This window comes from Allobacillus salarius, assembly GCF_007559425.1.
GTDB lineage: Bacteria > Bacillota > Bacilli > Bacillales > Alkalibacillaceae > Allobacillus > Allobacillus salarius.
Window position 1 is genome coordinate 196,273 of record NZ_VMHE01000002.1, and the last position, 21,870, is coordinate 218,142.

23 protein-coding genes are annotated in these 21,870 nt (G+C 38.6%); 19 read left to right on the plus strand and 4 right to left on the minus strand.

Going from position 1 to position 21,870, the window contains the following annotated elements; translation table 11 throughout:
* Positions 1-4 precede the first annotated feature (4 nt).
* The 4 genes from miaA to FPQ13_RS02940 all read left to right on the plus strand — a co-directional run bounded on the left by miaA (position 5) and on the right by FPQ13_RS02940 (position 3,920).
* The gene (gene miaA, locus FPQ13_RS02925) at positions 5-952 is read left to right on the plus strand and encodes a tRNA (adenosine(37)-N6)-dimethylallyltransferase MiaA (protein WP_144087817.1); all 948 of its coding nucleotides are present in this window, start codon (positions 5-7) and stop codon (positions 950-952) included.
* A gap of 32 nt (positions 953-984) precedes the next feature.
* Entirely contained in the window at positions 985-1,206 is a 222-nt protein-coding gene (gene hfq / locus FPQ13_RS02930; RefSeq protein WP_144087818.1) for an RNA chaperone Hfq, read from the plus strand.
* 232 nt (positions 1,207-1,438) lie between these two features.
* A complete protein-coding gene (gene hflX, locus FPQ13_RS02935; protein ID WP_144087819.1) occupies positions 1,439-2,695 on the plus strand; it encodes a GTPase HflX in 1,257 nt (418 codons plus the stop codon).
* Complete coding sequence (locus tag FPQ13_RS02940; RefSeq protein ID WP_144087820.1) at positions 2,688-3,920, plus strand: methionine gamma-lyase family protein; 1,233 nt, start codon at positions 2,688-2,690, stop codon at positions 3,918-3,920. Before hflX ends, FPQ13_RS02940 begins: the two co-directional genes overlap by 8 nt.
* A gap of 74 nt (positions 3,921-3,994) precedes the next feature.
* Here FPQ13_RS02940 and FPQ13_RS02945 read toward each other — a convergent pair whose 3' ends face one another.
* Positions 3,995-4,312 (minus strand): hypothetical protein, encoded by a 318-nt coding sequence (locus FPQ13_RS02945; RefSeq protein ID WP_144087821.1) that lies wholly within the window; start codon positions 4,310-4,312, stop codon positions 3,995-3,997.
* A gap of 211 nt (positions 4,313-4,523) precedes the next feature.
* Here FPQ13_RS02945 and FPQ13_RS02950 point away from each other — a divergent pair, with 211 nt between their 5' ends.
* From FPQ13_RS02950 to FPQ13_RS02980, 7 genes are all read left to right on the plus strand, one after another.
* Positions 4,524-4,919, plus strand: coding sequence for a MerR family transcriptional regulator (locus tag FPQ13_RS02950; protein ID WP_144087822.1), 396 nt, complete (start codon positions 4,524-4,526; stop codon positions 4,917-4,919).
* Positions 4,920-5,004: 85 nt separating this feature from the next.
* On the plus strand, positions 5,005-6,339 hold the full coding sequence (glnA, locus tag FPQ13_RS02955) for a type I glutamate--ammonia ligase (protein WP_144087823.1): 1,335 nt from the start codon (positions 5,005-5,007) through the stop codon (positions 6,337-6,339).
* Between the two features lie 238 nt (positions 6,340-6,577).
* Entirely contained in the window at positions 6,578-6,802 is a 225-nt protein-coding gene (locus tag FPQ13_RS02960) for a hypothetical protein (RefSeq protein WP_144087824.1), read from the plus strand.
* 3 nt (positions 6,803-6,805) lie between these two features.
* Complete coding sequence (locus FPQ13_RS02965; RefSeq protein WP_144087825.1) at positions 6,806-7,129, plus strand: YolD-like family protein; 324 nt, start codon at positions 6,806-6,808, stop codon at positions 7,127-7,129.
* A gap of 24 nt (positions 7,130-7,153) precedes the next feature.
* Positions 7,154-8,422: a DNA polymerase IV gene (locus FPQ13_RS02970; protein ID WP_246065317.1), complete on the plus strand. Its 1,269-nt coding sequence runs from the start codon at positions 7,154-7,156 to the stop codon at positions 8,420-8,422.
* Positions 8,423-8,515: 93 nt separating this feature from the next.
* The gene (locus FPQ13_RS02975; RefSeq protein WP_144087826.1) at positions 8,516-9,211 is read left to right on the plus strand and encodes a class I SAM-dependent methyltransferase; all 696 of its coding nucleotides are present in this window, start codon (positions 8,516-8,518) and stop codon (positions 9,209-9,211) included.
* 337 nt (positions 9,212-9,548) lie between these two features.
* Positions 9,549-10,364 (plus strand): DUF2268 domain-containing putative Zn-dependent protease, encoded by an 816-nt coding sequence (locus FPQ13_RS02980; RefSeq protein WP_144087827.1) that lies wholly within the window; start codon positions 9,549-9,551, stop codon positions 10,362-10,364.
* A gap of 481 nt (positions 10,365-10,845) precedes the next feature.
* Here the strand turns inward: FPQ13_RS02980 and FPQ13_RS02985 are convergent, their stop codons facing one another.
* On the minus strand, positions 10,846-11,478 hold the full coding sequence (locus tag FPQ13_RS02985; RefSeq protein WP_144087828.1) for a class I SAM-dependent DNA methyltransferase: 633 nt from the start codon (positions 11,476-11,478) through the stop codon (positions 10,846-10,848).
* A 182-nt stretch (positions 11,479-11,660) separates the two neighbouring features.
* Complete coding sequence (lexA, locus tag FPQ13_RS02990; RefSeq protein ID WP_144087829.1) at positions 11,661-12,281, minus strand: transcriptional repressor LexA; 621 nt, start codon at positions 12,279-12,281, stop codon at positions 11,661-11,663.
* A gap of 155 nt (positions 12,282-12,436) precedes the next feature.
* Between lexA and FPQ13_RS02995 the strand changes: the two genes are divergently transcribed.
* From FPQ13_RS02995 to FPQ13_RS03020, 6 genes are all read left to right on the plus strand, one after another.
* On the plus strand, positions 12,437-12,667 hold the full coding sequence (locus FPQ13_RS02995; protein WP_144087830.1) for a DUF896 domain-containing protein: 231 nt from the start codon (positions 12,437-12,439) through the stop codon (positions 12,665-12,667).
* Between the two features lie 158 nt (positions 12,668-12,825).
* Positions 12,826-14,835 (plus strand): transketolase, encoded by a 2,010-nt coding sequence (gene tkt, locus FPQ13_RS03000; protein WP_144087831.1) that lies wholly within the window; start codon positions 12,826-12,828, stop codon positions 14,833-14,835.
* A gap of 149 nt (positions 14,836-14,984) precedes the next feature.
* Entirely contained in the window at positions 14,985-15,227 is a 243-nt protein-coding gene (locus tag FPQ13_RS03005) for a YneF family protein (RefSeq protein ID WP_144087832.1), read from the plus strand.
* Positions 15,228-15,379: 152 nt separating this feature from the next.
* Complete coding sequence (locus FPQ13_RS03010) at positions 15,380-16,087, plus strand: cytochrome c biogenesis CcdA family protein (protein ID WP_144087833.1); 708 nt, start codon at positions 15,380-15,382, stop codon at positions 16,085-16,087.
* Between the two features lie 75 nt (positions 16,088-16,162).
* A complete protein-coding gene (locus tag FPQ13_RS03015; protein ID WP_144087834.1) occupies positions 16,163-16,618 on the plus strand; it encodes a Na(+)/H(+) antiporter subunit B in 456 nt (151 codons plus the stop codon).
* A gap of 4 nt (positions 16,619-16,622) precedes the next feature.
* Entirely contained in the window at positions 16,623-17,099 is a 477-nt protein-coding gene (locus FPQ13_RS03020) for a CcdC family protein (RefSeq protein ID WP_144087835.1), read from the plus strand.
* Between the two features lie 39 nt (positions 17,100-17,138).
* Here FPQ13_RS03020 and FPQ13_RS03025 read toward each other — a convergent pair whose 3' ends face one another.
* Complete coding sequence (locus FPQ13_RS03025; protein ID WP_377863221.1) at positions 17,139-17,570, minus strand: DUF2621 family protein; 432 nt, start codon at positions 17,568-17,570, stop codon at positions 17,139-17,141.
* A 226-nt stretch (positions 17,571-17,796) separates the two neighbouring features.
* Here FPQ13_RS03025 and FPQ13_RS03030 point away from each other — a divergent pair, with 226 nt between their 5' ends.
* Positions 17,797-18,849 (plus strand): ATP-binding protein, encoded by a 1,053-nt coding sequence (locus FPQ13_RS03030; RefSeq protein WP_144087837.1) that lies wholly within the window; start codon positions 17,797-17,799, stop codon positions 18,847-18,849.
* A 172-nt stretch (positions 18,850-19,021) separates the two neighbouring features.
* Positions 19,022-21,730, plus strand: coding sequence for an aconitate hydratase AcnA (acnA, locus tag FPQ13_RS03035; RefSeq protein ID WP_144087838.1), 2,709 nt, complete (start codon positions 19,022-19,024; stop codon positions 21,728-21,730).
* The last annotated feature ends 140 nt before the right edge of the window (positions 21,731-21,870 follow it).

Below are 21,870 nucleotides of genomic sequence, written 5' to 3' on the forward strand. Positions count from 1 at the left end.
CTGAATGAAACAAAAAATCATTAGTGTAGTTGGACCAACTGCTGTTGGTAAAACAAAACTAGGGATCGAAATTAGTAAACATATCGGCGGAGAAGTCATTAATGGTGATTCCATTCAAATTTATAAAGAATTTGACATTGGTTCTGCTAAAGCAACCTTAGAAGAACGAGAAGGAATTCCCCATCACCTCATCGATTTACTGGAACCGGAAGACGAATACTCGGCTTCTGACTTTAAACAAGATGTGAAAGAAAAGGTACAAGAGATTCATGGCAAGCAAAAAACACCGGTGCTTGTTGGTGGAACAGGCTTTTATGTGCAAGCAGCATTATATGACTTTAATTTTTCCAGTGTGAAGCGTGATCACCAATACAGTGACAGGTTGCTTGAACAAATCGAAAAAGATGGAATCGAACCTTTTTATAAACGATTGCAAGAAGTCGATCCAGAGCAAGCAAAGAAAATACATCCACACAATATACGAAGAGTCATCAGAGCATTGGAAGTTTATGAAACGACAGGAAAGCCGCTATCTATCTATGAACAAGAACAAATAGACACTTCATATTATGACCCATATATCATTGGGCTTACGATGGAACGTTCATTACTCTATGAACGTATTAACCAACGTGTTCTGGATATGATAGATCAAGGCTTATTTGAAGAAATCGAGCAATTATACAATCGATATGGCAGTGACATTCAACCGATGAAAGGAATCGGGTATAAAGAAGTCATTCCTTACTTACGGGGTGAATGTGGTAAAGCAGAGGCCATCGAACTTATTCAGCGGAATACAAGGCGTTTTGCGAAGCGGCAATTGACTTATTTCCGAAATAAGTTACCTGCAATCCATTGGTATGAGATTACTCCACAGAATGCAGAAGAAAACTTTAAAACAATTTTGGCTGATTTAGAAGGATTTCTTCAAAATGGAGAGAATAGTTAAAAGTAGTAGATAGAAAGAGGAGGAATTTTATAATGGCAAATACAACAAACTTACAAGATACTTATTTGAACAAATTAAGAAAGGAAAAAGTCTTTCTAACCGTAATCTTAATGAACGGTTTTCAATTAAGAGGTGTCGTTAAATCATTCGATAACTTTACTGTTTTAATTGAAACGGACGGTAAGCAACAGTTAATTTTTAAACATGCAATTTCTACCTTTTCCCCATCGAAAAATGTTGAATTGGACTCATAATATCTTTTTGTTGCTGAACGTGAAAGCCTACCAAATTGTTGGTGGGCTTTTTGTTTTGGCGGTTATACTATTCACGAAGTAACTAATTACTTACTCTCAATTACTTCAACTGATCGGCAATCAACTGTTCAAATTTTGGTCATCCATCATAGCAAAAGATGAATTCTTTGAGCAATCTGGTTATAATAGGGAAGGATAAGTGAAAGGACGAACAAGCTAAAGGAGTTTTTGTATGAGTGAACGAGAGCGTGTCATATTGATTGGCTGCCAAACCCAAAAGGAATCAGACGAAACTTTTCAAACGTCATTAAATGAATTACGTGCATTAGCCGATACGGTGAATGCAGAAATCGTTGACGTTTTTACACAAAAACGAGAAAAAATACACAACTCTTTGTATATCGGAACTGGAAAAGTAGAAGAGATTAAGCAGTATATAGAAGAAAATGAGATTGAGCTTGCCATTATGAATGGTGAGTTATCCCCGTCCCAAATAAGAAATTTAAACAACCATTGGGACATCTCTGTCATTGATCGAACGCAGTTAATTTTAGATATATTCGCTATGCGTGCGAATACGAAAGAAGGTAAACTCCAAGTTGAACTAGCTCAATTGGAGTATTTGCTTCCTCGACTACATGGACAAGGTCGTGCGCTCTCTCGTTTGGGAGGCGGAATTGGTACAAGAGGACCTGGTGAGACGAAACTTGAAACGGACCGTCGACATATACAAAGTCGGATTAACGATATAAAGAAACAATTGAAGCAAGTGGTTAAGCAGCGAAGCCAATATCGTGAACGACGGAAGAAAAATGCTGCTTTCCAAATATCGATTGTCGGTTATACGAACGCAGGAAAATCAACTTTATTTAATCGACTGACGAACAGTGTTTCGTTTGAAGAAGACAAGCTCTTTGCCACGCTGGATCCGATGACGAGAAGATTGCATTTATCCAGTGGTTTTCAAGCATTAATCTCTGACACCGTCGGATTCATTCAAGATCTACCGACAACGCTAGTTGCAGCTTTCCGGTCTACTTTGGAAGAAGTATTGGAAGCTGATTTTATCCTACATGTAGTAGATGCCTCAAATGACCGGGCGATCGAACAAGAGAAAACAGTTTATTCGATTCTAGAAGACTTAGGCGCAGAGAAAATCCCGATGTTGACGGTATATAATAAGGCAGATTTATTATCAGAAGAGTTTACACCTTATTCTTCTCCGAGCATCGTCATTAGTGCGATGGATTCAGAGGATTTACAACGGTTATTACAAAAAATCGAATCCACATTAAAAGAAGAGTGGAATCAATACAAAGTAGCTGTACCAAAAGATGAGGGAACACTGCTTCACCGGTTAAAACAAGAAACAATGGTACAGGATGAACACTTCGATGAAGAGCAAGAACAATACCTGGTAGATGGGTATGCTGACCCAAATTCACCAATATACAATGAAATGAAAAAGCGAGCGAATGTAAATGAATGATCAAATGAAGCAAATGATCCAACAAACAGAACAATCATTAACAAAGCAATTTTCTCAAATTCAAGAAATCGTTACGGCCAACCAAGAAAAAGTTCTCGATGCTTTTCAACAAGTTCAAGTAAGTGAATCTCACTTCACTCCGTCGACAGGTTACGGTTATGATGATATCGGTCGAGAAAAGTTGGAAGAATTATATGCTACCGTTTTTCGTACAGAAGAAGCCTTAGTGCGTCCACAAATTGTCTCAGGAACCCACGCAATTACCACCTGCCTATTCGGTGTTTTGAGACCGGGGGACGAATTACTCTATTTGACGGGAAGGCCCTATGATACACTCGAAGACGTCATCGGAATCCATGAGAACGTGGATGGCTCTTTACGAGATTATGGCATTTTATATAATGAATTACCGTTAACAGAATCCGGCAAGGTGGATTTTTCAAACCTTGAAAATGCAATCAATCATCGTACGAAAATAGTTGCGATTCAGCGGTCGAAAGGATATGCCGACCGCCCTTCATTTACCGTAATGGAAATCAAAGAAATGATTGACGAGGTTCGGAAAATCAAACCAGATGCAATTATATTTATTGATAATTGCTATGGTGAATTCGTGGAGATATACGAGCCAAGTGAAGTAGGAGCAGACTTGATGGCTGGATCGTTAATCAAGAATCCAGGCGCCGGTATTGCGAAGACAGGCGGTTACATTGTTGGAAAAGAAAAACTCGTCAATAAATGTGCAAACTGGTTGGTTGCTCCAGGGCTAGGTAAAGAAACTGGAGCAAGCCTTTACAGCCTGCATGAAATGTTCCAAGGACTTTTCTTGGCACCACATGTTGTAGGAGAAGCGTTGAAAGGGGCATACTTTACTTCACAGCTGTTAAGCGATTATGGTTACCAAACAGCCCCGACAGCGAGTGATGTCCGGACAGATCTCATTCAGTCCATTTCATTTCATCGTGCAGAAGAAATGATACAATTTGCTCAAATGATCCAAAAGCAGTCGCCAATCGATTCTTATGTGACACCTGAGCCGAGTAGTATGCCAGGCTATGAAGATGATGTCATCATGGCAGGAGGTACCTTCATCCAAGGGGCAAGCCTTGAATTAACTGCAGATGGACCGATACGCGAACCATATACGCTCTATGTTCAAGGTGGGCTTACGTATGAACATGTCAAACTAGCAATTGTCAAAAGTGTCATCGCATTAAACAAATAAAAGTCTATTAATCTATTTGAACAAACGCCGTGAAAAAGACTATACCACTAAAAAATCCGAACCGATTCATATAATTATGAATCGCCGTTCGGATTTTTCTTTAACCAACTCTTATTTATCCCAGCAGCTTTCTGCTCGAATGATACCCACTGAAATCTCTCCTCCATATAAAAGAGTAGCTGCAAAACGCACCGGCAGTCGGTGTTCCTGATGAAAACTCTGCGAGATGCGTCGAGCCGCCCGATGAGCGCGCCGAGCCACCCGACAAACGCGCCGAGCCACCCGACAAACGCGCCGAGCCGCCCGATAAACGCGTCGAGCCGCCCGATAAACGCGTCGAGCCGCCCGATAAATGAATCGAAACGCCCGATATTTGTGGTTAGTCGCTCCATCTTCTCAAGAAATATTCATTTTTTTACCTACACGTTTCTATTGGCCCAAGACTCATTTTTATTTTAAATGAATACCAGTTCACCAACGAATAATTCAATAAATAACACCTAATTACAAGCTATTGGTCTAAGTTAAATGTGTGTTAACTTTCTTAACATTCCTTGACAACTTAATTTTCGGAAAATATACTTTATTTATGGAGGGATGAAAATGGTAGCGATGGATCGAAAAGATTTGCCGTTATTCTCGATTAGTATTGTAACGACACTCACTGAATTATCGCCTAGGCAAATTCGTTACTATGAAGAAAAAGAATTGATTTCACCAACTCGTTCCAAAGGAAAACAACGGTTGTTTTCTTTTAATGACGTTGATCGTTTATTGGAAATCAAACAATTAAAAGATAAAGGCGTTAATATTGCAGGAATAAAAGAAGTTTTAGGCATGAAGGAACAGGGAATAAGCGAAAGAGTGAGAGATAGCTACCGTACAGATTTAACTGAGGACGAGTTGCACAGTCTCTTAAGAAAAGAATTGATGGAATCAGGTTATGTTCATCATACTTCTATCAATCGTGGAGACTTGTCCAGGTTTTATCATTCGTAGCACAGGTACTAAATTTTAACATCGTTACTATTTTGATCCCCTCAAAAAATAAAAGTTTTTATCATATCAGGAGGAATAAAGAACAGTGTCAAAAATCACAAAAGAAGATGTGTACAAAAGGATTGAAGAGGAGAATGTTCGATTTATCCGACTTCAATTTACCGATTTACTAGGAACAATCAAAAACGTTGAAATTCCATTAGGCCAACTCGAAAAAGCATTAAATAACGAAATGATGTTTGATGGTTCTTCGATTGAAGGATTTGTCCGTATTGAAGAATCTGATATGCGCTTGCATCCAGATTTGGATACGTTTGTTGTCTTTCCTTGGACTTCCGAAAAAGGAAAAGTCGCTCGCTTCATCTGTGATATTTATAATCCCGACGGAACACCTTTTGAAGGATGTCCGCGTTACAATCTGAAGCGCAACTTGGAACGAATGGAAAAACTAGGCTTTACAGCATTCAATATTGGAACAGAGCCAGAGTTCTTCTTATTCAAACTGGATGAGATGGGTGAACCATCGATGGAATTAAACGATAAAGGCGGTTATTTCGATCTGGCGCCGACGGATCTAGGTGAAAATTGTCGACGTGATATTGTGTTGGAGCTTGAAGAAATGGGCTTTGAAATTGAAGCCTCCCACCACGAAGTAGCACCAGGTCAGCATGAAATCGACTTTAAATATTCAGACGCGATCAGACACTGTGATGATATTCAGACATTTAAACTGGTTGTTAAAACAATTGCTCGTAAACATGGCTTACATGCGACCTTTATGCCGAAACCATTATTTGGTGTAAACGGATCCGGAATGCATGCGAATATGTCATTGTTCAAAGAAGGTGAGAACGTATTCTTTGACGAGCAAGGTGAAGAACAATTAAGCAAAACAGCTTATCATTTTACAGCAGGTATTTTAAAACACGCTGTTAACTTTACTGCGGTGACAAATCCAACCGTTAACTCTTATAAACGATTGGTGCCAGGCTACGAAGCGCCTTGTTATGTCGCTTGGTCAACACAAAACCGTAGCCCGCTAGTTCGTGTACCAACATCTCGTGGCTTGAGCACACGAATTGAAGTACGTAGTGTCGACCCTGCAGCGAATCCATACATGGCAATGGCAGTTATGTTGGCAGCAGGATTGGATGGTATTGAAAATGAACTGAATGTACCGACACCAGTCGACCGGAACATTTATGCGATGAATAAAAAGGAAAGAGAAGAAAACGGTGTTCTCGATTTACCTGCAACGCTTTATGAAGCACTTCAAAAATTAATGGAAGATGAAGTCATGAAAGAGGCGATGGGTGAACACCTATTGAGTCATTTCGTTGAATCCAAAGAGATTGAATGGGATATGTTCAGAACTCAAGTTCACCCTTGGGAAAGAGAGCAATACTTGAACGGATTTTAATATAATATGAGCCCTTGAACCTGTGTGGTTCGGGGCTCATATTTTTGCCATCAGAAATCCTTCCAGAAAATAACTGGAGGGATTTTTTGCCGGATAACCCTTGTTATGCGTGCCTTTTTTAGAAACCCATTCATTTTCAGTATAAAAAAATGATAAATCTCCGTATTACAACATGAAGTTTTGTGGTATAATACGAACAGACGTTCACAAAACAAACGTTCTATTGGAGGGATAGCTAATGAATAACTTATTCAATCGTTCATTGCGAGAAAAAACAAAACTTGAAGTGATTTATATAAAGAAAGATGGCACGACTACTCAACGTGTCGTTCGCGTGATTGCTATTTCTGAGGATCATATCCTTGCTTATTGTTTTAATAAGCGTCAAGTGAGGCGGTTTAATTTAGATAATATGTTAGCTGCACTACCAGTAGGACCAAGAAAAGAACAAATGGGGGCATAATCGATGCATAAGGACCGTGGAACGATGAAGTGGTCCTCGCTCATGTTGCCTGAGCATGTGGAAATTTTACAAGGGTTATGGCAAGAGGACCGTTATGAAAAGAAACCGACTGTTGATGAACAACAGATAGAATGGAATGAACAGTTGCTCCAACAAGCTTATATCAATCAATCGTTAATTCAAGTTACGCATTATGACGCAGGCGCGTATTACAAAGAGCTTTTGCGTGTAATGTATATGGAACCAAGTACACGATCGATTCGTTTTACTGATCAACAAGATAATCGAAAGACTATTTCCATCGAAAATATTTTACAGATTGAATAACGATGCATGGAAGGAGAAGACAGGATGGAAGAAACAGTGGATTATTCAATCTATCCGAGACATGACGTGTTATGTATTGATATGAGATCTTTTTACGCAAGTGTCGAGTGCATCAAGCGCGGACTCGATCCTCAAACGACATTGCTTGCGGTGGTAGGAGATCCGAATCGAAGTGGGAGCATTGTGCTCGCCGCTTCACCAGCTTTAAAGAAAAAATACGGGATCTCCAATGTCAGTCGTTATTTTGAATTGCCAGATGAACCAGATATTTTAATTGCACCAGCACATATGGGTGATTATTTAAACGTTTCTGTGGAAATCACAAAAATGATTACCGATTTCGTTCCGAAAGAATCCGTTCACGTTTATTCGGTGGATGAATTATGGGTGACCGTCGATGGATTGGAACGTTTATATGGTTCGGTTTATGAAATCGCTGAACTTCTGCAACAAAATATCCGTGATCAATTTGGCATTGAGTGTGTTGTCGGTATTGGTGACAATAAGTTCTTGGCGAAAGTCGTTATGGACATTCATGCCAAAAAAGCAGCCGACGGAATTGCCGAATGTCGATACGAAGACGTCTCGCGATTGCTTTGGCCAATTCCCATCGAAAAGATTTGGGGCATCGGTTCGCGAATGATGCGTAACTTGAACCGAATGGGAATCGTTACACTTGGCCAGCTGGCTAATACGCCACTGACTTCATTGAAGAAACGTTTTGGAATTATGGGAGAACAGCTCTATTGGCATGCGTGGGGTGTTGATTTAAGCCCGGTGACCGGAAACTTCACTAAAGATGAACAAAAGGGCTACGGTCACGGAATGACGCTTTTAAGAGATTATGAAAAAAGTGAAATTTATGCTTGCTTACTTGATTTATGTGAAGAAGCATGCAGACGGGCGAGAAGAGATGAAAAAGAAGGACGCACCGTACATCTAGGAATCGGCTATTCAACTGAAACAGGAGGCGGATTCAGTCGCTCGGTTTCACGGGATGTCGCCAGCAATGAAACCTTGGATATTTATGAGATGTGTCTGCATTTATTCCATAAATTTTATGATGGAGAAAGTAAAATTCGTCGGGCATTTGTCACATTAACCAACCTGAATGATGAGGTGGGCACACAGCTCGATTTATTTGAAAATCAAGTGAAAAAAAGAAGTGTTGGGGAAGTTATGGACCACATTCGAGAAAAATACGGTTCAACAGCCATTCTTCGAGCGAGTAGCTATACAACGGGTGGAATTGCCCTGGATCGAAGCAAAAAAATCGGTGGGCATTTTGCATAGAAGTGGCTAGAGAAGCGAATCTAGCTGCTTCTTTTTTTGTTATGGCAAGAACCGACTGGGGTATAGATAAATAAAAAACATTCGGAGGTACCCATGGACAAAGAAACGAAGCAAATTCGCCAAGAAGAAAAAGAATATCATCAACAATTTTATCAAAAACATGAACTATTTGAAGAAGGAACTTGGTTGGAGGAACCGATTCCTTCCGTCATGGATGCCTTTAAAAAGATTCGAGAAAAACCAAATTTACGCATTCTCGATTTAGGATCTGGAGTTGGTCGGCATAGTATTCCAATCGCGAAAGATATCAAGAGCCGAGGCGGTAAGATCGTTTGTGTCGACTTACTCGAAGAGGCTGTTGAGAACTTGAATCATTACGCGAAGGAATATGACGTTCAGCAGGCAGTTGAAGCTGTACAGTTCGATATAGGAGACTATCAAATTAAAGAAAATCAATTTGATTTCATTATCGCTGTATCCAGTTTGGAACATACAAGCTCAGAAACTGCATTTAGAGAAGTACTAACACGCATGGAAAGAGGGACAAAGCCAGGAGGAATCAACTGCATCATTATTAACGCAGAAGCATCTGATGAGCAAGAAGAAAAGACGATGGAGATCGACAAACCGACTGAAGATTTGTTGGCAGAGTTGGATGAACACTATAAGGAGTGGGAGAAAATCAACCGCTTTGTTGAACCTTTGGCTTTTGAAACCGTTCGAGATGGTGAATCGATGTGGTTGTATGCCAGAGCAATAACTTATGTAGTCCGAAAAGAGAATGATTAGCGAACAAGGTAGCGATCTTCAATAAGAGATGAAAAAAGATAAAAATGGAAATTCTAAAACACGTGAGTTCATATTTGAATTCATGTGTTTTAATTAGTGTAAAAACGAATAACTCCAAAGGGTTGCTATTATAATCCCTCAAATCATTTAGAAGTAGTCAGTAAGAGTTGATTTTAGTTTCAATATAATTATTTTAAATTTTAAATATATGGAAAATTGTGTTAAAATACAAAGTATGTTTATAAAGACACTTACTAAAAATTAACAGGGAATGTTAGTATAAAATGTGAGGAGTGTAATTGACGCGTTAAAAAGGTGAAGAAGAGGGGGGATGGAAATGCTCGAAATAAAACAAATTACTCCACTTGAACTCTTAGCAAATAAAAGTCAATTAGATGAATTTCTAAGAAAAGAACTTAGTGATTTAATAACTAGCAACACATGGATGGATGAGTGGATACAGTTAGCTCAACGATTTCAGTTGCTAAAATTTAAAAAAATGTCTGCAAAAGATATAAAAGGGCTTCAATGGGATACAGAACATGTAATGTCAGTCATAAAAGAAACTTTCCTTCATGTCAGTCAATATCTTACGTTCAATAAAGTTCGTGTTACGGTTGTGCCAGCTTTACCTTTTCCTTTTTTCAAAGACCAGCCTCAATCTCTTTGGACCAATGCTTTTACGAATGGTCCTGGAAACATTATCATCGCGATACCTCCTGAGCCAGACATAGAATTTTTTCAATATTTATTGGCACATGAATTTCATCACGCAACCCCAGAAAATCCTATCTACCAATTATCATTAGATACATTTACATTAGAAGAGTGGTATAAGATGGAGGGTACAGCGGAGTATTTTAGTCTCTCTTTGTATCCAGATAAAAGGTGGTGGAAAAACAACTTTCCAATTGAAATAGAGAGTAGATATTGGAATGAGTGTAAAGACCACTTAAAGTCAACGGACGATCAAATAAAAACTCCATTATGCTTTGGTAGTCAGAAAAAACAAATTCCTGTTTTTAGTGGTTATTCATTCGCATTGAAACTTGTATCGAAATATGTATCAACAAACAAAATTGATGATATGAGGGATTTATTTAATGTAGAAGCATCTAGTTTTATTGATTGCTATATGAGGAATTCTAGTTAAATTATTTAGGATTGGTAAAAGTCATTAATGAGGCTGGGACAAATCAAAGTTATAAACTCAGAAACACGAATAACAATCTAACTTAGCGTAGGAAATATACGGAGACTTCTGCGGTCAGAAAATAAAAGAACTTCCGCTAAAACCGCACACGTCCTGTGTGCAACGCGGAAACCACCACATCCTGTGGAAGTACGTCCTGTGGCCAACGTTGACACTAGCCCGTCCTGGGCGTCGGGAGCAAAAGCCTAGGTGAGACCCCACAGTGCGAAGCACGAGGAGGCTCAACAGCTGCCCGCGATATAGAAGACACTGCGATTTATCGCAGATGTCGCCTTATGCCCTGTGGGTAAAAGCGAAGTATATTTCCGAAGCGAGTTTTTTCACTGCACTGAATTAGAATGTTCATATCTGAATAAACTTTAAAGATTTTGTCCCAACCTCACAAATCTAGTCCTAACTTAATACAAATACCAAAAATGCTTTAACTCATGTTTGAAATTACGAATATGCCACCACAATGAGAAACAGGATGAAAATGAATCGTACAAAGATCCTCTAGTACTTCCTTCAATTCCTCATAAACAAAATAAAATTCATCATGATCCCATTCATCAAGGTAATGTTGATGACACTTCTCAAGCTTTACCCGAGACCAAAACGCTACATCACCAATCAATAGTTTACCATCATCTCTTAAAAGAGGAAGGAGGCTGGCGATAAATTGAACCTTCTTCTCGTCTGTTAAGTGGTGTAGTGTGTACGTGCTAATGATTGTTTGATAGGTTTTTCCTTGAATTTGTCTAGGTAAACCATCGGTAATATCCCATTCATAGAGTTGGGCATAAGGCATTTTCTCTTGTGCTATCGCAATCATTTCCGATGAAAAATCTATCCCATCAATCTGGTGACCATATTCATAAAGCTTGCTCGTTAATGTTCCTGTACCAATGCCGATGTCTAGAACTGAGGATTGCTCCGTTTGCATTGCCTCATTAAAGATAGTATTCAAAATCTCTTTATAGCCGGCAAATGGATAGGAATCATTTTCTTCACTTAGTTGTACGGTTCGATCATAGTAATCAGCCCACAAATTAAAGCCTTGTTTATTTAACATGAATGCTCCTCCAATGTATTCAATTTTAACCGCGAGCATTAAAAGATTACAGAATTACTCGCTAATCCCCTTCATTAAAAGAATAAACATGTTCATTTCTAACACAACCTTTCCTAAATGATTCCTTTTACTATATCACAAAAAAACACCTGAACCGTTAATCGATTCAAGTGTTTCTGTTATTAATGAATATTTCTATACAACCCGATCACTTTCCCCAAAACGGTGACCTGATCTAAGATGATCGGTTCCATCGTTGGGTTTTCCGGCTCCAAGCGATAATTGTTTTTATCTTTGAAAAACCGTTTAACGGTTGCTTCATTTTCTTCAGTCATAGCGACAACAATATCGCCGTTATCAGCGGTTGCTTGTTTCCGAACGATCACAAGATCTTCATTGAAAATACCCGCTTCAATCATACTATCACCTTGAACGGTAAGGACGAAGATGTTTTCTTCGGAAGCGGCAATCCCAGCTGGTAGAGGAATATACTCTTCAATGTTTTCGACGGCTGTTATTGGCTCACCGGCTGTTACTTTTCCGACTAAGGGTGCATAGATTGCTTCCCGTTCATGTACCGCATTTTCGTCTACATAGATGATTTCAATGGCGCGTGGCTTTGTCGGGTCGCGACGGATAAAACCTTTGTCTTCCAGCCTGGATAGATGTCCATGGACGGTTGAACTGGATGCAAGTCCGACAGCTTTTCCTATTTCACGAACAGAAGGTGGATATCCTTTTGTTTTTACTTCGCTTACTAAAAAGTCGAATATGTCCTTCTGACGTTTGGATAGTTTTTTCATACTTTCTTTCACCCCTACGTCTTTATTTACTATTCGTAGTATACCAATAAAGCGACCGGAACGCAAACGTTCGTTCGTTTTCAGTTCGGAATTCTTGTTTAAAATTGAAAAACCATTTAAGATACTGATAAATAGTTGAAAAAGGAGTTTATTTCATGCTTTCTAAAGATAAATTGAACCGCATCAGTGAACTGTCGAAAAAAAGTAAAAACAAAGGATTATCTAAAAGCGAAAAAGAAGAGCAGCGCGAGCTAAGAGAAGAGTATTTACAGGAATTTCGCGGGGCATTCAAAAATCATTTGAAATCCATTAAAGTAGTTGATCCGGAAGGTACGGATGTTACACCGGAAAAATTAAAAGAAGAAAAAAGACGGAACGAACACTAGAAAGTGTAAATCATTTTGGTTTGCACTTTTTTTAATGGAATGGCAAATTTGTCGGTTTTCCGAATTTATTTGATTGACTCTTGATATAACTTGTCAAATGGACAAATTAATTATAGCATTGAAAATGGAATAAAGAAGTGAAGGGAGTCTTCTATAAGATGAGCGAGAATATTGAGTCATTAGCAATAAATACGATTCGAACATTGTCGATCGACGCAGTTGAAAAAGCAAATTCGGGTCACCCAGGTATGCCTATGGGGGCTGCTCCGATGGCCTATACGTTATGGACAAAGGTAATGAATCAAAACCCAAAGAATTCAAATTGGTTTGACCGTGATCGGTTTGTTCTTTCTGCAGGTCATGGATCTATGTTGTTATATTCCTTGTTGCATTTATCCGGTTATCAAGTAACCCTTGATGATATTAAAAACTTCCGTCAGTGGGGTTCGAACACACCAGGACACCCAGAGTTCGGACATACAGACGGTGTAGAAGCGACAACAGGACCATTAGGGCAAGGGGTTGCGATGGCTACAGGTATGGCAATGGCTGAACGATATATGGCTTCCCAGTATAACCGTGATGATTTTGAAGTCGTTGATCATTATACGTACGCAATTTGCGGCGATGGCGACCTTATGGAAGGAGTGTCCCAAGAGGCAGCTTCTCTTGCAGGTCACTTAAAGCTAGGAAAATTAATTGTGATGTATGATTCAAACGATATTTCATTAGACGGTGATTTAGACCGGGCATTTTCCGAAAGTGTTGAAGATCGTTATAAAGCTTACGGATGGCAAGTCATTCGCGTGGAAGATGGAAATGACACAGCCGCAATTGAACAAGCGTTAAAAGACGCGAAGGCTAATAAAGAGCAACCGACAATGATTGAAGTTAAAACAGTTATTGGTTATGGTTCTCCATCGAAATCCGGTAAATCAGATGCGCACGGCGCACCGTTAGGCTCTGACGAAGCGAAAATGACGAAAGAATATTACAAGTGGACATTCGAGGAAGATTTTTATATTCCAGAAGAAGTGAAAGAGCACTTTGAAAAAACAGTAGCTGAGCGTGGCCAGCAAGCTGAAAATCAGTGGAATGAAATGATGGAAAAGTATAAAGAAGCTTATCCTGAATTAGCGCAAGAATTCGAAAATGCATTGGCAGGAAATTTAGCGGAAGGTTGGAACGTTGACCTACCTAGCTATGACGAAAACACGAAGCCCGTTGCAACGAGAGCTGTTTCTGGTGAAATCATTAATGAAATTTCATCAAAAATCACAAACTTTATCGGGGGTAGTGCCGACCTCGCAGGTTCGAATAAAACAGCAGTAAAAGAAGAAGATGACTTTAAATATCCAACATATAGCGGTCGTAACATTTGGTTTGGTGTCAGAGAGTTTGCGATGGCTTGTGCAATGAATGGTATGGCACTTCATGGCGGTTTAAGAGTATACGGCGGAACATTCTTCGTATTCAGTGATTACATGCGACCAGCAATTCGTTTATCTGCACTAATGGGTGTACCAGTGACATACGTATTCACGCATGATTCAATCGCTGTTGGTGAAGATGGTCCAACACACGAACCAATTGAGCAGCTTCCATCCTTGCGTGCGATGCCGAACTTATCATTAATTCGCCCGGCGGATGCGAATGAAACAAAAGCTGCATGGGAGCAAGCCATTCAAGCAGAAGATCATCCAACGGCTTTAGTATTGACGCGACAAGGACTCCCTGTACTTCCTGAAACTCAAGAACGTGCAAGTGAAGGGGTAGAAAAGGGCGCCTATGTTCTAAAAGAAGCAGAAAAAGAAACGCCAGATTTACTATTGATGGCATCAGGATCAGAAGTTCAACTCGTTTATGAGGCTAGCAAAAAATTAAAAGAAGATGGTATTGATGCACAAGTCGTTAGTATGCCATCTTGGGATCGTTTCGAAAAACAATCTACTGAGTATAAAAATAAAGTCATGCCAAAAACAGTCACTAAGCGGATAGCTGTCGAAATGGCCTCGCCATTCGGTTGGGAGCGCTATGTCGGTTTAGATGGAACTGTGCTCGGCATCGATCAATTCGGCGCATCCGCACCAGGAGATGTCGTCATTGAAAAATACGGATTTACAGTAGAAAATGTTATTCAAAAAGCAAAAGAGCTTCTATCTAAATAATGATTTCAAGTGAGGTTCTTTTATAGAACCTCACTTGATTATGTGAACGATCATAAAATTTGTTATTATTCATATGAATCTTGCTATTGTTTTTAGTTATTCGTTTTAATATAATGTGTACGAGTCAACAAGAAGGAGGAAGTTGAAGCATGGGCACGATTTGGGTTGTATTAATTGCTCTTGCAACGTTGGTAATCGGGCTAATTTTAGGTTTCTTCATTGCTAGAAAGACAATGATGAATTACTTGAAGAAAAATCCGCCAATTAATGAGCAAATGTTACGTACAATGATGATGCAAATGGGTCAGAAGCCATCTCAAAAGAAAATTAATCAAATGATGCGTGGCATGACACAACAAATGGAAAATCAAGACAAAAAGAAGAAAAAATAACGATGAAGGGTGAGCAGTTGAATCGAATGCTTACCCTTTTTTGTCTATTTAATCGATCGTCATGAAACTGTCAATCCTTTTATTCTATATTTGGCGGTCGATCTGTTAATCTGAAAGTGGGTTAAAGTTTAGTTTGATTGGAGCGTGTGAGTATGGTTGCGGACGTGAATATGTTCCTTGCATTTGGAGCAGGTTTTCTTTCGTTTATTTCACCATGTGTTTTACCGCTATATCCGGTATTCCTTTCCTATATTACTGGAATGAGTCTTGAAGAATTAAAAAATGAAAAGGGTATGTTAAGAAAACGAAGTATGCTACATACACTCTTTTTCTTAATCGGTTTTTCATCCATTTTCATTATGCTCGGGTTTTCAGGATATGTAATCGGAGATTTTCTCATTCAATATCGTGATTTAATTCGCCAAGTTGGAGCATTACTAATTATCTTTTTCGGATTTGTTATGTTAGGTGTGTTTAACTTTGATTTCTTAATGAAAGAACGGAAAGTGACTTTCAAAAATCGTCCAGCAGGCTATTTGGGTTCCATTTTAATTGGTGCAGCTTTTTCAATGAGTTGGACACCGTGTACAGGACCAATTTTAGCAGCAGTTATTTCTTTGGCTTACACGAATCCTGATTCTGGTGTGCTTTTAATGTCCGCTTATTCATTAGGCTTTGCGATACCGTTTTTCATTCTGTCATTCTTTATTGATCGGATGGGTTGGTTGAAACGAAACTCACAGAAAATCATGAGAATCGGTGGATACATCTTGATTTTCCTCGGAATCGCATTGTTTTTTGATTGGTTACGCATTTTGACAAATTACCTAGCAAACTTCTTTGGTTTCACTGGTTTTTAAGTCGAATTTGATTCTTATTAAGCAAGTATATTAAAATAAGATGTAGAACATATCATCTGAGGGAGTATTATACTGATGAAAAATTATAATGATCTAATTTTACGTACAATGACACAGTTAATTGCCTTCATTTTATTAGGATTTTCTGTGTACTTGTTCTTCGCTGGTCATAATGCGCCGGGTGGCGGATTTATTGGCGGATTAATGACAGCAGCGGCATTCATTCTCATGTTTATTACTTATGGATATGAAAACATGTCAAAAGTATTGCCGATTAATTTTCGTGCAATGTTGGCGATTGGCCTGTTAGTTGCGACGTTGTCAGGTATCGGAGCTTTCATTTTCGGCGAACCGTTTCTAACACAAACGTTTGGCTATTTTAACTTGCCAATAATGGGTAAAACAGAATTAGCAACTGCAATGATTTTTGACTTAGGGGTTTACTTAACTGTTGTAGGTGTCACCATGACAATTATTTTAACAATCGCTACGGATCAAAAGGAAGATTCACAAGAACAGGCAGGGATGTAAGGTTATGAAAACGTTTTTTGTCATTGCTGCATCCATTGTTGCTTTTTTCATGGCGATTGGAATGGTTTTTGTTCGTATGAAGGCAGCAAATAGACCGACATCAGTGAAACGGATCGTATTGCCTCCATTGTTTATGAGTACAGGAGCATTAATGTTTGTTTTTCCATATTTCAGGGTTGAATGGATTCAAGTAGCTGAAGCAATAGGTGTTGGGATTATATTTTCGCTATTTCTTATTTTCACATCGAATTTCGAATATAAAGACGGAGATATTTATTTAAAGCCTTCTAAAATGTTTCCGATTATTTTAGTAGTACTATTGGTCGTTCGACTTGTTACAAAACAATATATGGGCCAATACATTGAAATAGGTGAGTTAGCGGGGATGTTTTACTTGCTTGCATTCGGCATGTTATTCACATGGCGGATGGTCATGCTCATCAAATTTTTAAGCTTTCAAAAACGAATAGTACCAAAATAAAAGGTAAAGAGTTGCAAATTGCATGCAGCTCTTTACCTTTTATATTTCTATTAAATGTTCATATCGGTTAAAATCGATATTTTTTTCTTTAAGCGTTTTCACCAAAAACTTATGGTCCCTTTTTGGTGTAGCTTTAATATATCCCTCGATCATAACGTCTAAAGTGATCTTTTCTTTACGTCTTTTTAGCGCTAGCTCAGCAATCTTTGCAGCAATTTTTTGTTTAGCGACATCTCTAAATAATTGTGGAACAGGTTCTACCAATTCATTAAGAAGTTTTTTTGCATCGTCGTCCCACATATGTAGAGATTCATCGATATAAAATTCTTCCCAGTCGATGATTGATTTACCATCTGCTTTAGGGAGTTTTTTTAAAAACTTACGAAACATGAAAAATCCGCCGATTCCCATTAAAACGACTAACAAAGTTGTCCAACCGATAATAACCAATGCAATCAATGTATCCAATATCTTTCACTCTCTTCAATATATCAGTGCATTTCTCTTTTTATTATACGACGGAGTTTGACGATTCTCAATCAATTAACCGTTACAAATTCATGAAATACATGAAAACAATATAAAATATTTAGACAATTTACTTGTTTTTGGCTATTATTATAAACAGGTGTAATAATCTGTTATCTCTCCTCATAATTTGTATTAATGTTTTAACAAGAGGGTTGGTGGAGAATGAATGCTTATTAATAATCACAATGAAGAATTGCTACAGCAAGCTTTTGAATGGATTGATGAGCAGATCAGTGATTATTTTTTTCTCTGTGATGAAGAGTTAATCATTCAACATGCGTCGCATTCAATAGAAAAAGCAGGATTTACAAGAGAACAGGTGATTGGAGAGTCCGCTATCACCTTTGTTGATTCCGTTGATTCCGAGAAATTCCTGCAAGAGATCAATCAACTGGAAGTTAATGCGATTAAACGTAATGTTTTTCGAGTCATTAATGTAAATAATGAGCTGAGACGTCATGAAGTGTCTATGGGGAAGATGATTTACGATAAAACTGGAGATATATTTTATATTTTTTTAGCAAAGGACATTACGAATATTTTGGAAACTGAAAATTTATTAATTCAATCAGAAAAGCTATCAAGTGCCGGCCAACTAGCTGCAAGTGTAGCGCATGAGATTCGTAATCCACTCACTTCTTTGAAAGGCTTTTTACAGTTGATGGAAGCAGGAATGGATAATAGCGGTACTTACTTAAAAATCATGAAAGAAGAAATCGAAAAGATTGAAGCGATTTCAAAGGAACTATTGTTTATAGCAAAGCCGTCGCCAAATGAATTAAAACGAGAAAATTTGATCGAACTAGTCGGAGAAGTATGTCTATTAATGAATTCTCAAGCTCGCATGCATGATATCCGGTTAAAAAAGAAATTTGATTGTGAAGAATTTATGTTAAATTGTGACCGGTCACAATTTAAGCAGGTACTTATCAACTTAATTAAAAATGCAATTGAAGCGATGGAAGAAAACGGTACGATTGAAATCCACATACATACAAAGGAACAACTTCTCATCGAAGTGATGGATGAAGGTCCAGGCGTGCCGGAAGAGATGAAAGAGAAGTTAGGAGAACCATTTTATACTACAAAACAAAATGGTACAGGCCTTGGTTTGATGGTAACAAAACAAATTTTGAAAAATCATGGAGCAAAGTTGGAAGTGAAAGACAGAGAAATAAAAGGCAGCAACTTTAGAATTTCGTTCAAAGATTTAGATTGAAACGTCGTATAAATCAATGATTTTAACCATTCTGTCATAAATCCTCTTAATTATTTTACTTATAGCCTATTTTCATATAAAATGTAATACGGCAGAGTCAAAGAGAATTCTGTACCTATATTTTCAAGAAATCTTTTAAACAATCAAACTACATAATAAGGGGGTAAAAATGATGGTAGACAATAATGCTTTTAATGCCAAGAAACAATTTGAATTGAATGGCAAAACGTACAATTATTATCACATGAAAGCATTGGAAGAAAAAGGTCTAGGAAAGATCTCTGAATTACCTTTTTCAATCCGTGTCCTACTTGAATCTGTATTGAGACAGTATGATGGACACGTCATCAAGGATGAGCATGTTGAAAAATTAGCTCAGTGGGTGAAAGGTGAAAAAGTGGATGTTCCATTTAAACCTTCACGTGTCATTTTACAAGACTTTACAGGTGTTCCAGCTGTAGTAGATTTGGCTTCTTTGCGTAAAGCAATGGTAGATATGGGTGGAAGTCCTGACCAAATTAATCCAGAAGTACCTGTAGATCTAGTAATTGACCACTCCGTACAAGTAGATGCTTACGGTACACCTGATGCACTTCGCGTTAACATGGAAATGGAATTTGACCGTAACATGGAGCGTTATGAATTCTTGCATTGGGCTCAGAAAGCTTTTGACAACTACCGCGCTGTTCCACCAGCAACAGGTATTGTTCACCAAGTAAACTTAGAGTACCTAGCAAACGTCGTTCATGAAATCGAAAAAGATGACGGTACGTATGACGCATTCCCTGACACTTTATTCGGTACTGACTCACATACAACGATGATCAACGGTCTAGGTGTACTAGGCTGGGGTGTCGGTGGTATTGAAGCTGAAGCAGGAATGTTAGGTCAGCCTTCATATTTCCCAGCACCTGAAGTAATCGGTGTTAAACTAACAGGTGAATTCCCAGAAGGTGCAACTGCAACTGACTTAGCACTAAAAGTTACACAAGTGCTACGTGAGAAAAACGTTGTTGGTAAATTCGTAGAATACTTCGGAGATGGCTTAACGTCTATGCCACTTGCTGACCGTGCAACGATCTCCAACATGGCACCTGAATATGGTGCGACATGTGGTTTCTTCCCAGTTGATGAAGAAGCACTTAAATATTTACGTTTGACAGGTCGTTCAGAAGAGCATATCGCTCTTGTAAAAGAATATTTACAGAAAAACGATCTATTCTATACACCGAATCAAGAAGATCCTAAATTCACAGACTTAGTTGAAATCGATCTTTCTGAAATTGAGCCAAATTTATCTGGACCAAAACGTCCTCAAGATTTGATTAGACTTTCAGACATGAAACAATCATTCAACAAATCTCTAACTGCTCCACAAGGTAACCAAGGGTTCGGATTGAGTGATGAAGAGGTTGCTAAAGAAGCTGTCGTTAAATTTAACGATGGTACTGAAGCAACAATGAAAACTGGTGCATTGGCGATCGCAGCAATTACATCTTGTACAAACACGTCTAACCCACATGTTATGTTAGGTGCTGGTTTACTTGCGAAGAATGCTGTTGAAAAAGGATTAAATGTTCCTGCGTATGTAAAAACTTCATTGGCGCCAGGTTCAAAAGTTGTAACAAACTACCTTGAAAATTCTGGTTTGATGGAATACTTAAACCAGTTAGGATTTAACTTGGTTGGTTACGGATGTACAACTTGTATCGGAAACTCTGGTCCATTATTGCCAGAAATTGAAAAAGCAATTGCTGATTCTGACTTAACTGTTGCTTCTGTTCTTTCTGGTAACCGTAACTTTGAAGGACGTATCCACCCACTTGTGCGTGCGAACTACTTGGCTTCACCACCATTAGTTGTTGCATATGCACTTGCTGGTACAGTTGATATTGATTTGATGAATGAACCATTAGGTCAAGATCGCGAAGGAAACGATGTATTCTTTAAAGATATCTGGCCAGCATCTGATGAAATTCAGAAACAAATTGATGCAGTTGTCACACCGGAAATCTTCCGTAAAGAATATGAATCAGTTTTCAATTCCAACGAAAAGTGGAATCAAATTGAAACAACGGATCAGCCGTTATATGATTTTGATGAGAATTCAACGTATATTCAAAATCCACCATTCTTTGAAAACATGGCGAAGGATCCAGAAAGTATCAAACCACTTAATGGACTACGCGTCATCGGTAAGTTTGGTGACTCTGTAACAACAGACCACATCTCACCAGCTGGTGCTATTCCAAAAGATATGCCAGCGGGTCAGTATTTGATGGAAAAAGGTGTTTCACCACGTAACTTTAACTCTTACGGTTCTCGTCGTGGTAACCATGAAATTATGATGAGAGGTACATTCGGAAATATCCGAATTCGTAACGAGATTGCTAACGGAAAAGAAGGCGGGTATACAACGTACTGGCCAACCGGAGAAGTTATGCCTATTTATGATGCAGCTATGCGTTACCAAGAAGATGGTACAGGCTTAGTTGTAATAGCGGGTAGTGACTACGGAATGGGAAGTTCACGTGACTGGGCTGCCAAAGGTACAGATCTACTAGGTATTAAAACGGTAATTGCTGAAAGCTTTGAGAGAATTCACCGTTCAAACTTAGTGATGATGGGTGTATTGCCACTTCAGTTCCAAAAAGGTGACACAGTAGAATCTCTTGGTCTTACTGGTAAAGAAACAATGGATGTCGACATCCGCGAAGACATTAAACCAGGAGGGCTCGTTAAAGTAACTGCTACTGATGAAGACGGCAAGAAAACTGAATTCGAAGTCGTTGCACGTTTCGATAGTGACGTTGAGTTAGATTATTACCGTCATGGTGGTATCCTACAACTCGTGTTACGTAAAAAACTAGAAACAGTGTAAAGATAACTATAAAACAAACCCGAAAGTCACATTGATGACTTTCGGGTTTTATTTTGCGTTAGATAATCGTTAGAAACTACATACTTCACAGTTTTGTTGTCTTCCAAGTTACTGATAAACCATTTCTTTTGATATGATGG

Excerpts from the sequence above, each read along its gene's own strand:
- FPQ13_RS03030 (WP_144087837.1), top strand. The coding sequence starts at position 17,797 with ATGCTTATTAATAATCACAATGAAGAATTGCTACAGCAAGCTTTTGAA.
- FPQ13_RS02950 (WP_144087822.1), top strand. The coding sequence starts at position 4,524 with ATGGTAGCGATGGATCGAAAAGATTTGCCGTTATTCTCGATTAGTATT.
- FPQ13_RS03020 (WP_144087835.1), top strand. The coding sequence starts at position 16,623 with ATGAAAACGTTTTTTGTCATTGCTGCATCCATTGTTGCTTTTTTCATG.
- FPQ13_RS02975 (WP_144087826.1), top strand. The coding sequence starts at position 8,516 with ATGGACAAAGAAACGAAGCAAATTCGCCAAGAAGAAAAAGAATATCAT.
- lexA (WP_144087829.1), bottom strand. The coding sequence starts at position 12,281 with ATGAAAAAACTATCCAAACGTCAGAAGGACATATTCGACTTTTTAGTA.
- FPQ13_RS03015 (WP_144087834.1), top strand. The coding sequence starts at position 16,163 with ATGAAAAATTATAATGATCTAATTTTACGTACAATGACACAGTTAATT.
- acnA (WP_144087838.1), top strand. The coding sequence starts at position 19,022 with ATGGTAGACAATAATGCTTTTAATGCCAAGAAACAATTTGAATTGAAT.
- hflX (WP_144087819.1), top strand. The coding sequence starts at position 1,439 with ATGAGTGAACGAGAGCGTGTCATATTGATTGGCTGCCAAACCCAAAAG.
- FPQ13_RS02980 (WP_144087827.1), top strand. The coding sequence starts at position 9,549 with ATGCTCGAAATAAAACAAATTACTCCACTTGAACTCTTAGCAAATAAA.
- FPQ13_RS03005 (WP_144087832.1), top strand. The coding sequence starts at position 14,985 with ATGGGCACGATTTGGGTTGTATTAATTGCTCTTGCAACGTTGGTAATC.
- FPQ13_RS02965 (WP_144087825.1), top strand. The coding sequence starts at position 6,806 with ATGCATAAGGACCGTGGAACGATGAAGTGGTCCTCGCTCATGTTGCCT.
- FPQ13_RS02970 (WP_246065317.1), top strand. The coding sequence starts at position 7,154 with ATGGAAGAAACAGTGGATTATTCAATCTATCCGAGACATGACGTGTTA.
- FPQ13_RS02940 (WP_144087820.1), top strand. The coding sequence starts at position 2,688 with ATGAATGATCAAATGAAGCAAATGATCCAACAAACAGAACAATCATTA.
- FPQ13_RS02985 (WP_144087828.1), bottom strand. The coding sequence starts at position 11,478 with ATGTTAAATAAACAAGGCTTTAATTTGTGGGCTGATTACTATGATCGA.
- tkt (WP_144087831.1), top strand. The coding sequence starts at position 12,826 with ATGAGCGAGAATATTGAGTCATTAGCAATAAATACGATTCGAACATTG.
- FPQ13_RS02995 (WP_144087830.1), top strand. The coding sequence starts at position 12,437 with ATGCTTTCTAAAGATAAATTGAACCGCATCAGTGAACTGTCGAAAAAA.
- FPQ13_RS02945 (WP_144087821.1), bottom strand. The coding sequence starts at position 4,312 with ATGGAGCGACTAACCACAAATATCGGGCGTTTCGATTCATTTATCGGG.
- FPQ13_RS03010 (WP_144087833.1), top strand. The coding sequence starts at position 15,380 with ATGGTTGCGGACGTGAATATGTTCCTTGCATTTGGAGCAGGTTTTCTT.
- hfq (WP_144087818.1), top strand. The coding sequence starts at position 985 with ATGGCAAATACAACAAACTTACAAGATACTTATTTGAACAAATTAAGA.
- FPQ13_RS02960 (WP_144087824.1), top strand. The coding sequence starts at position 6,578 with ATGAATAACTTATTCAATCGTTCATTGCGAGAAAAAACAAAACTTGAA.
- miaA (WP_144087817.1), top strand. The coding sequence starts at position 5 with ATGAAACAAAAAATCATTAGTGTAGTTGGACCAACTGCTGTTGGTAAA.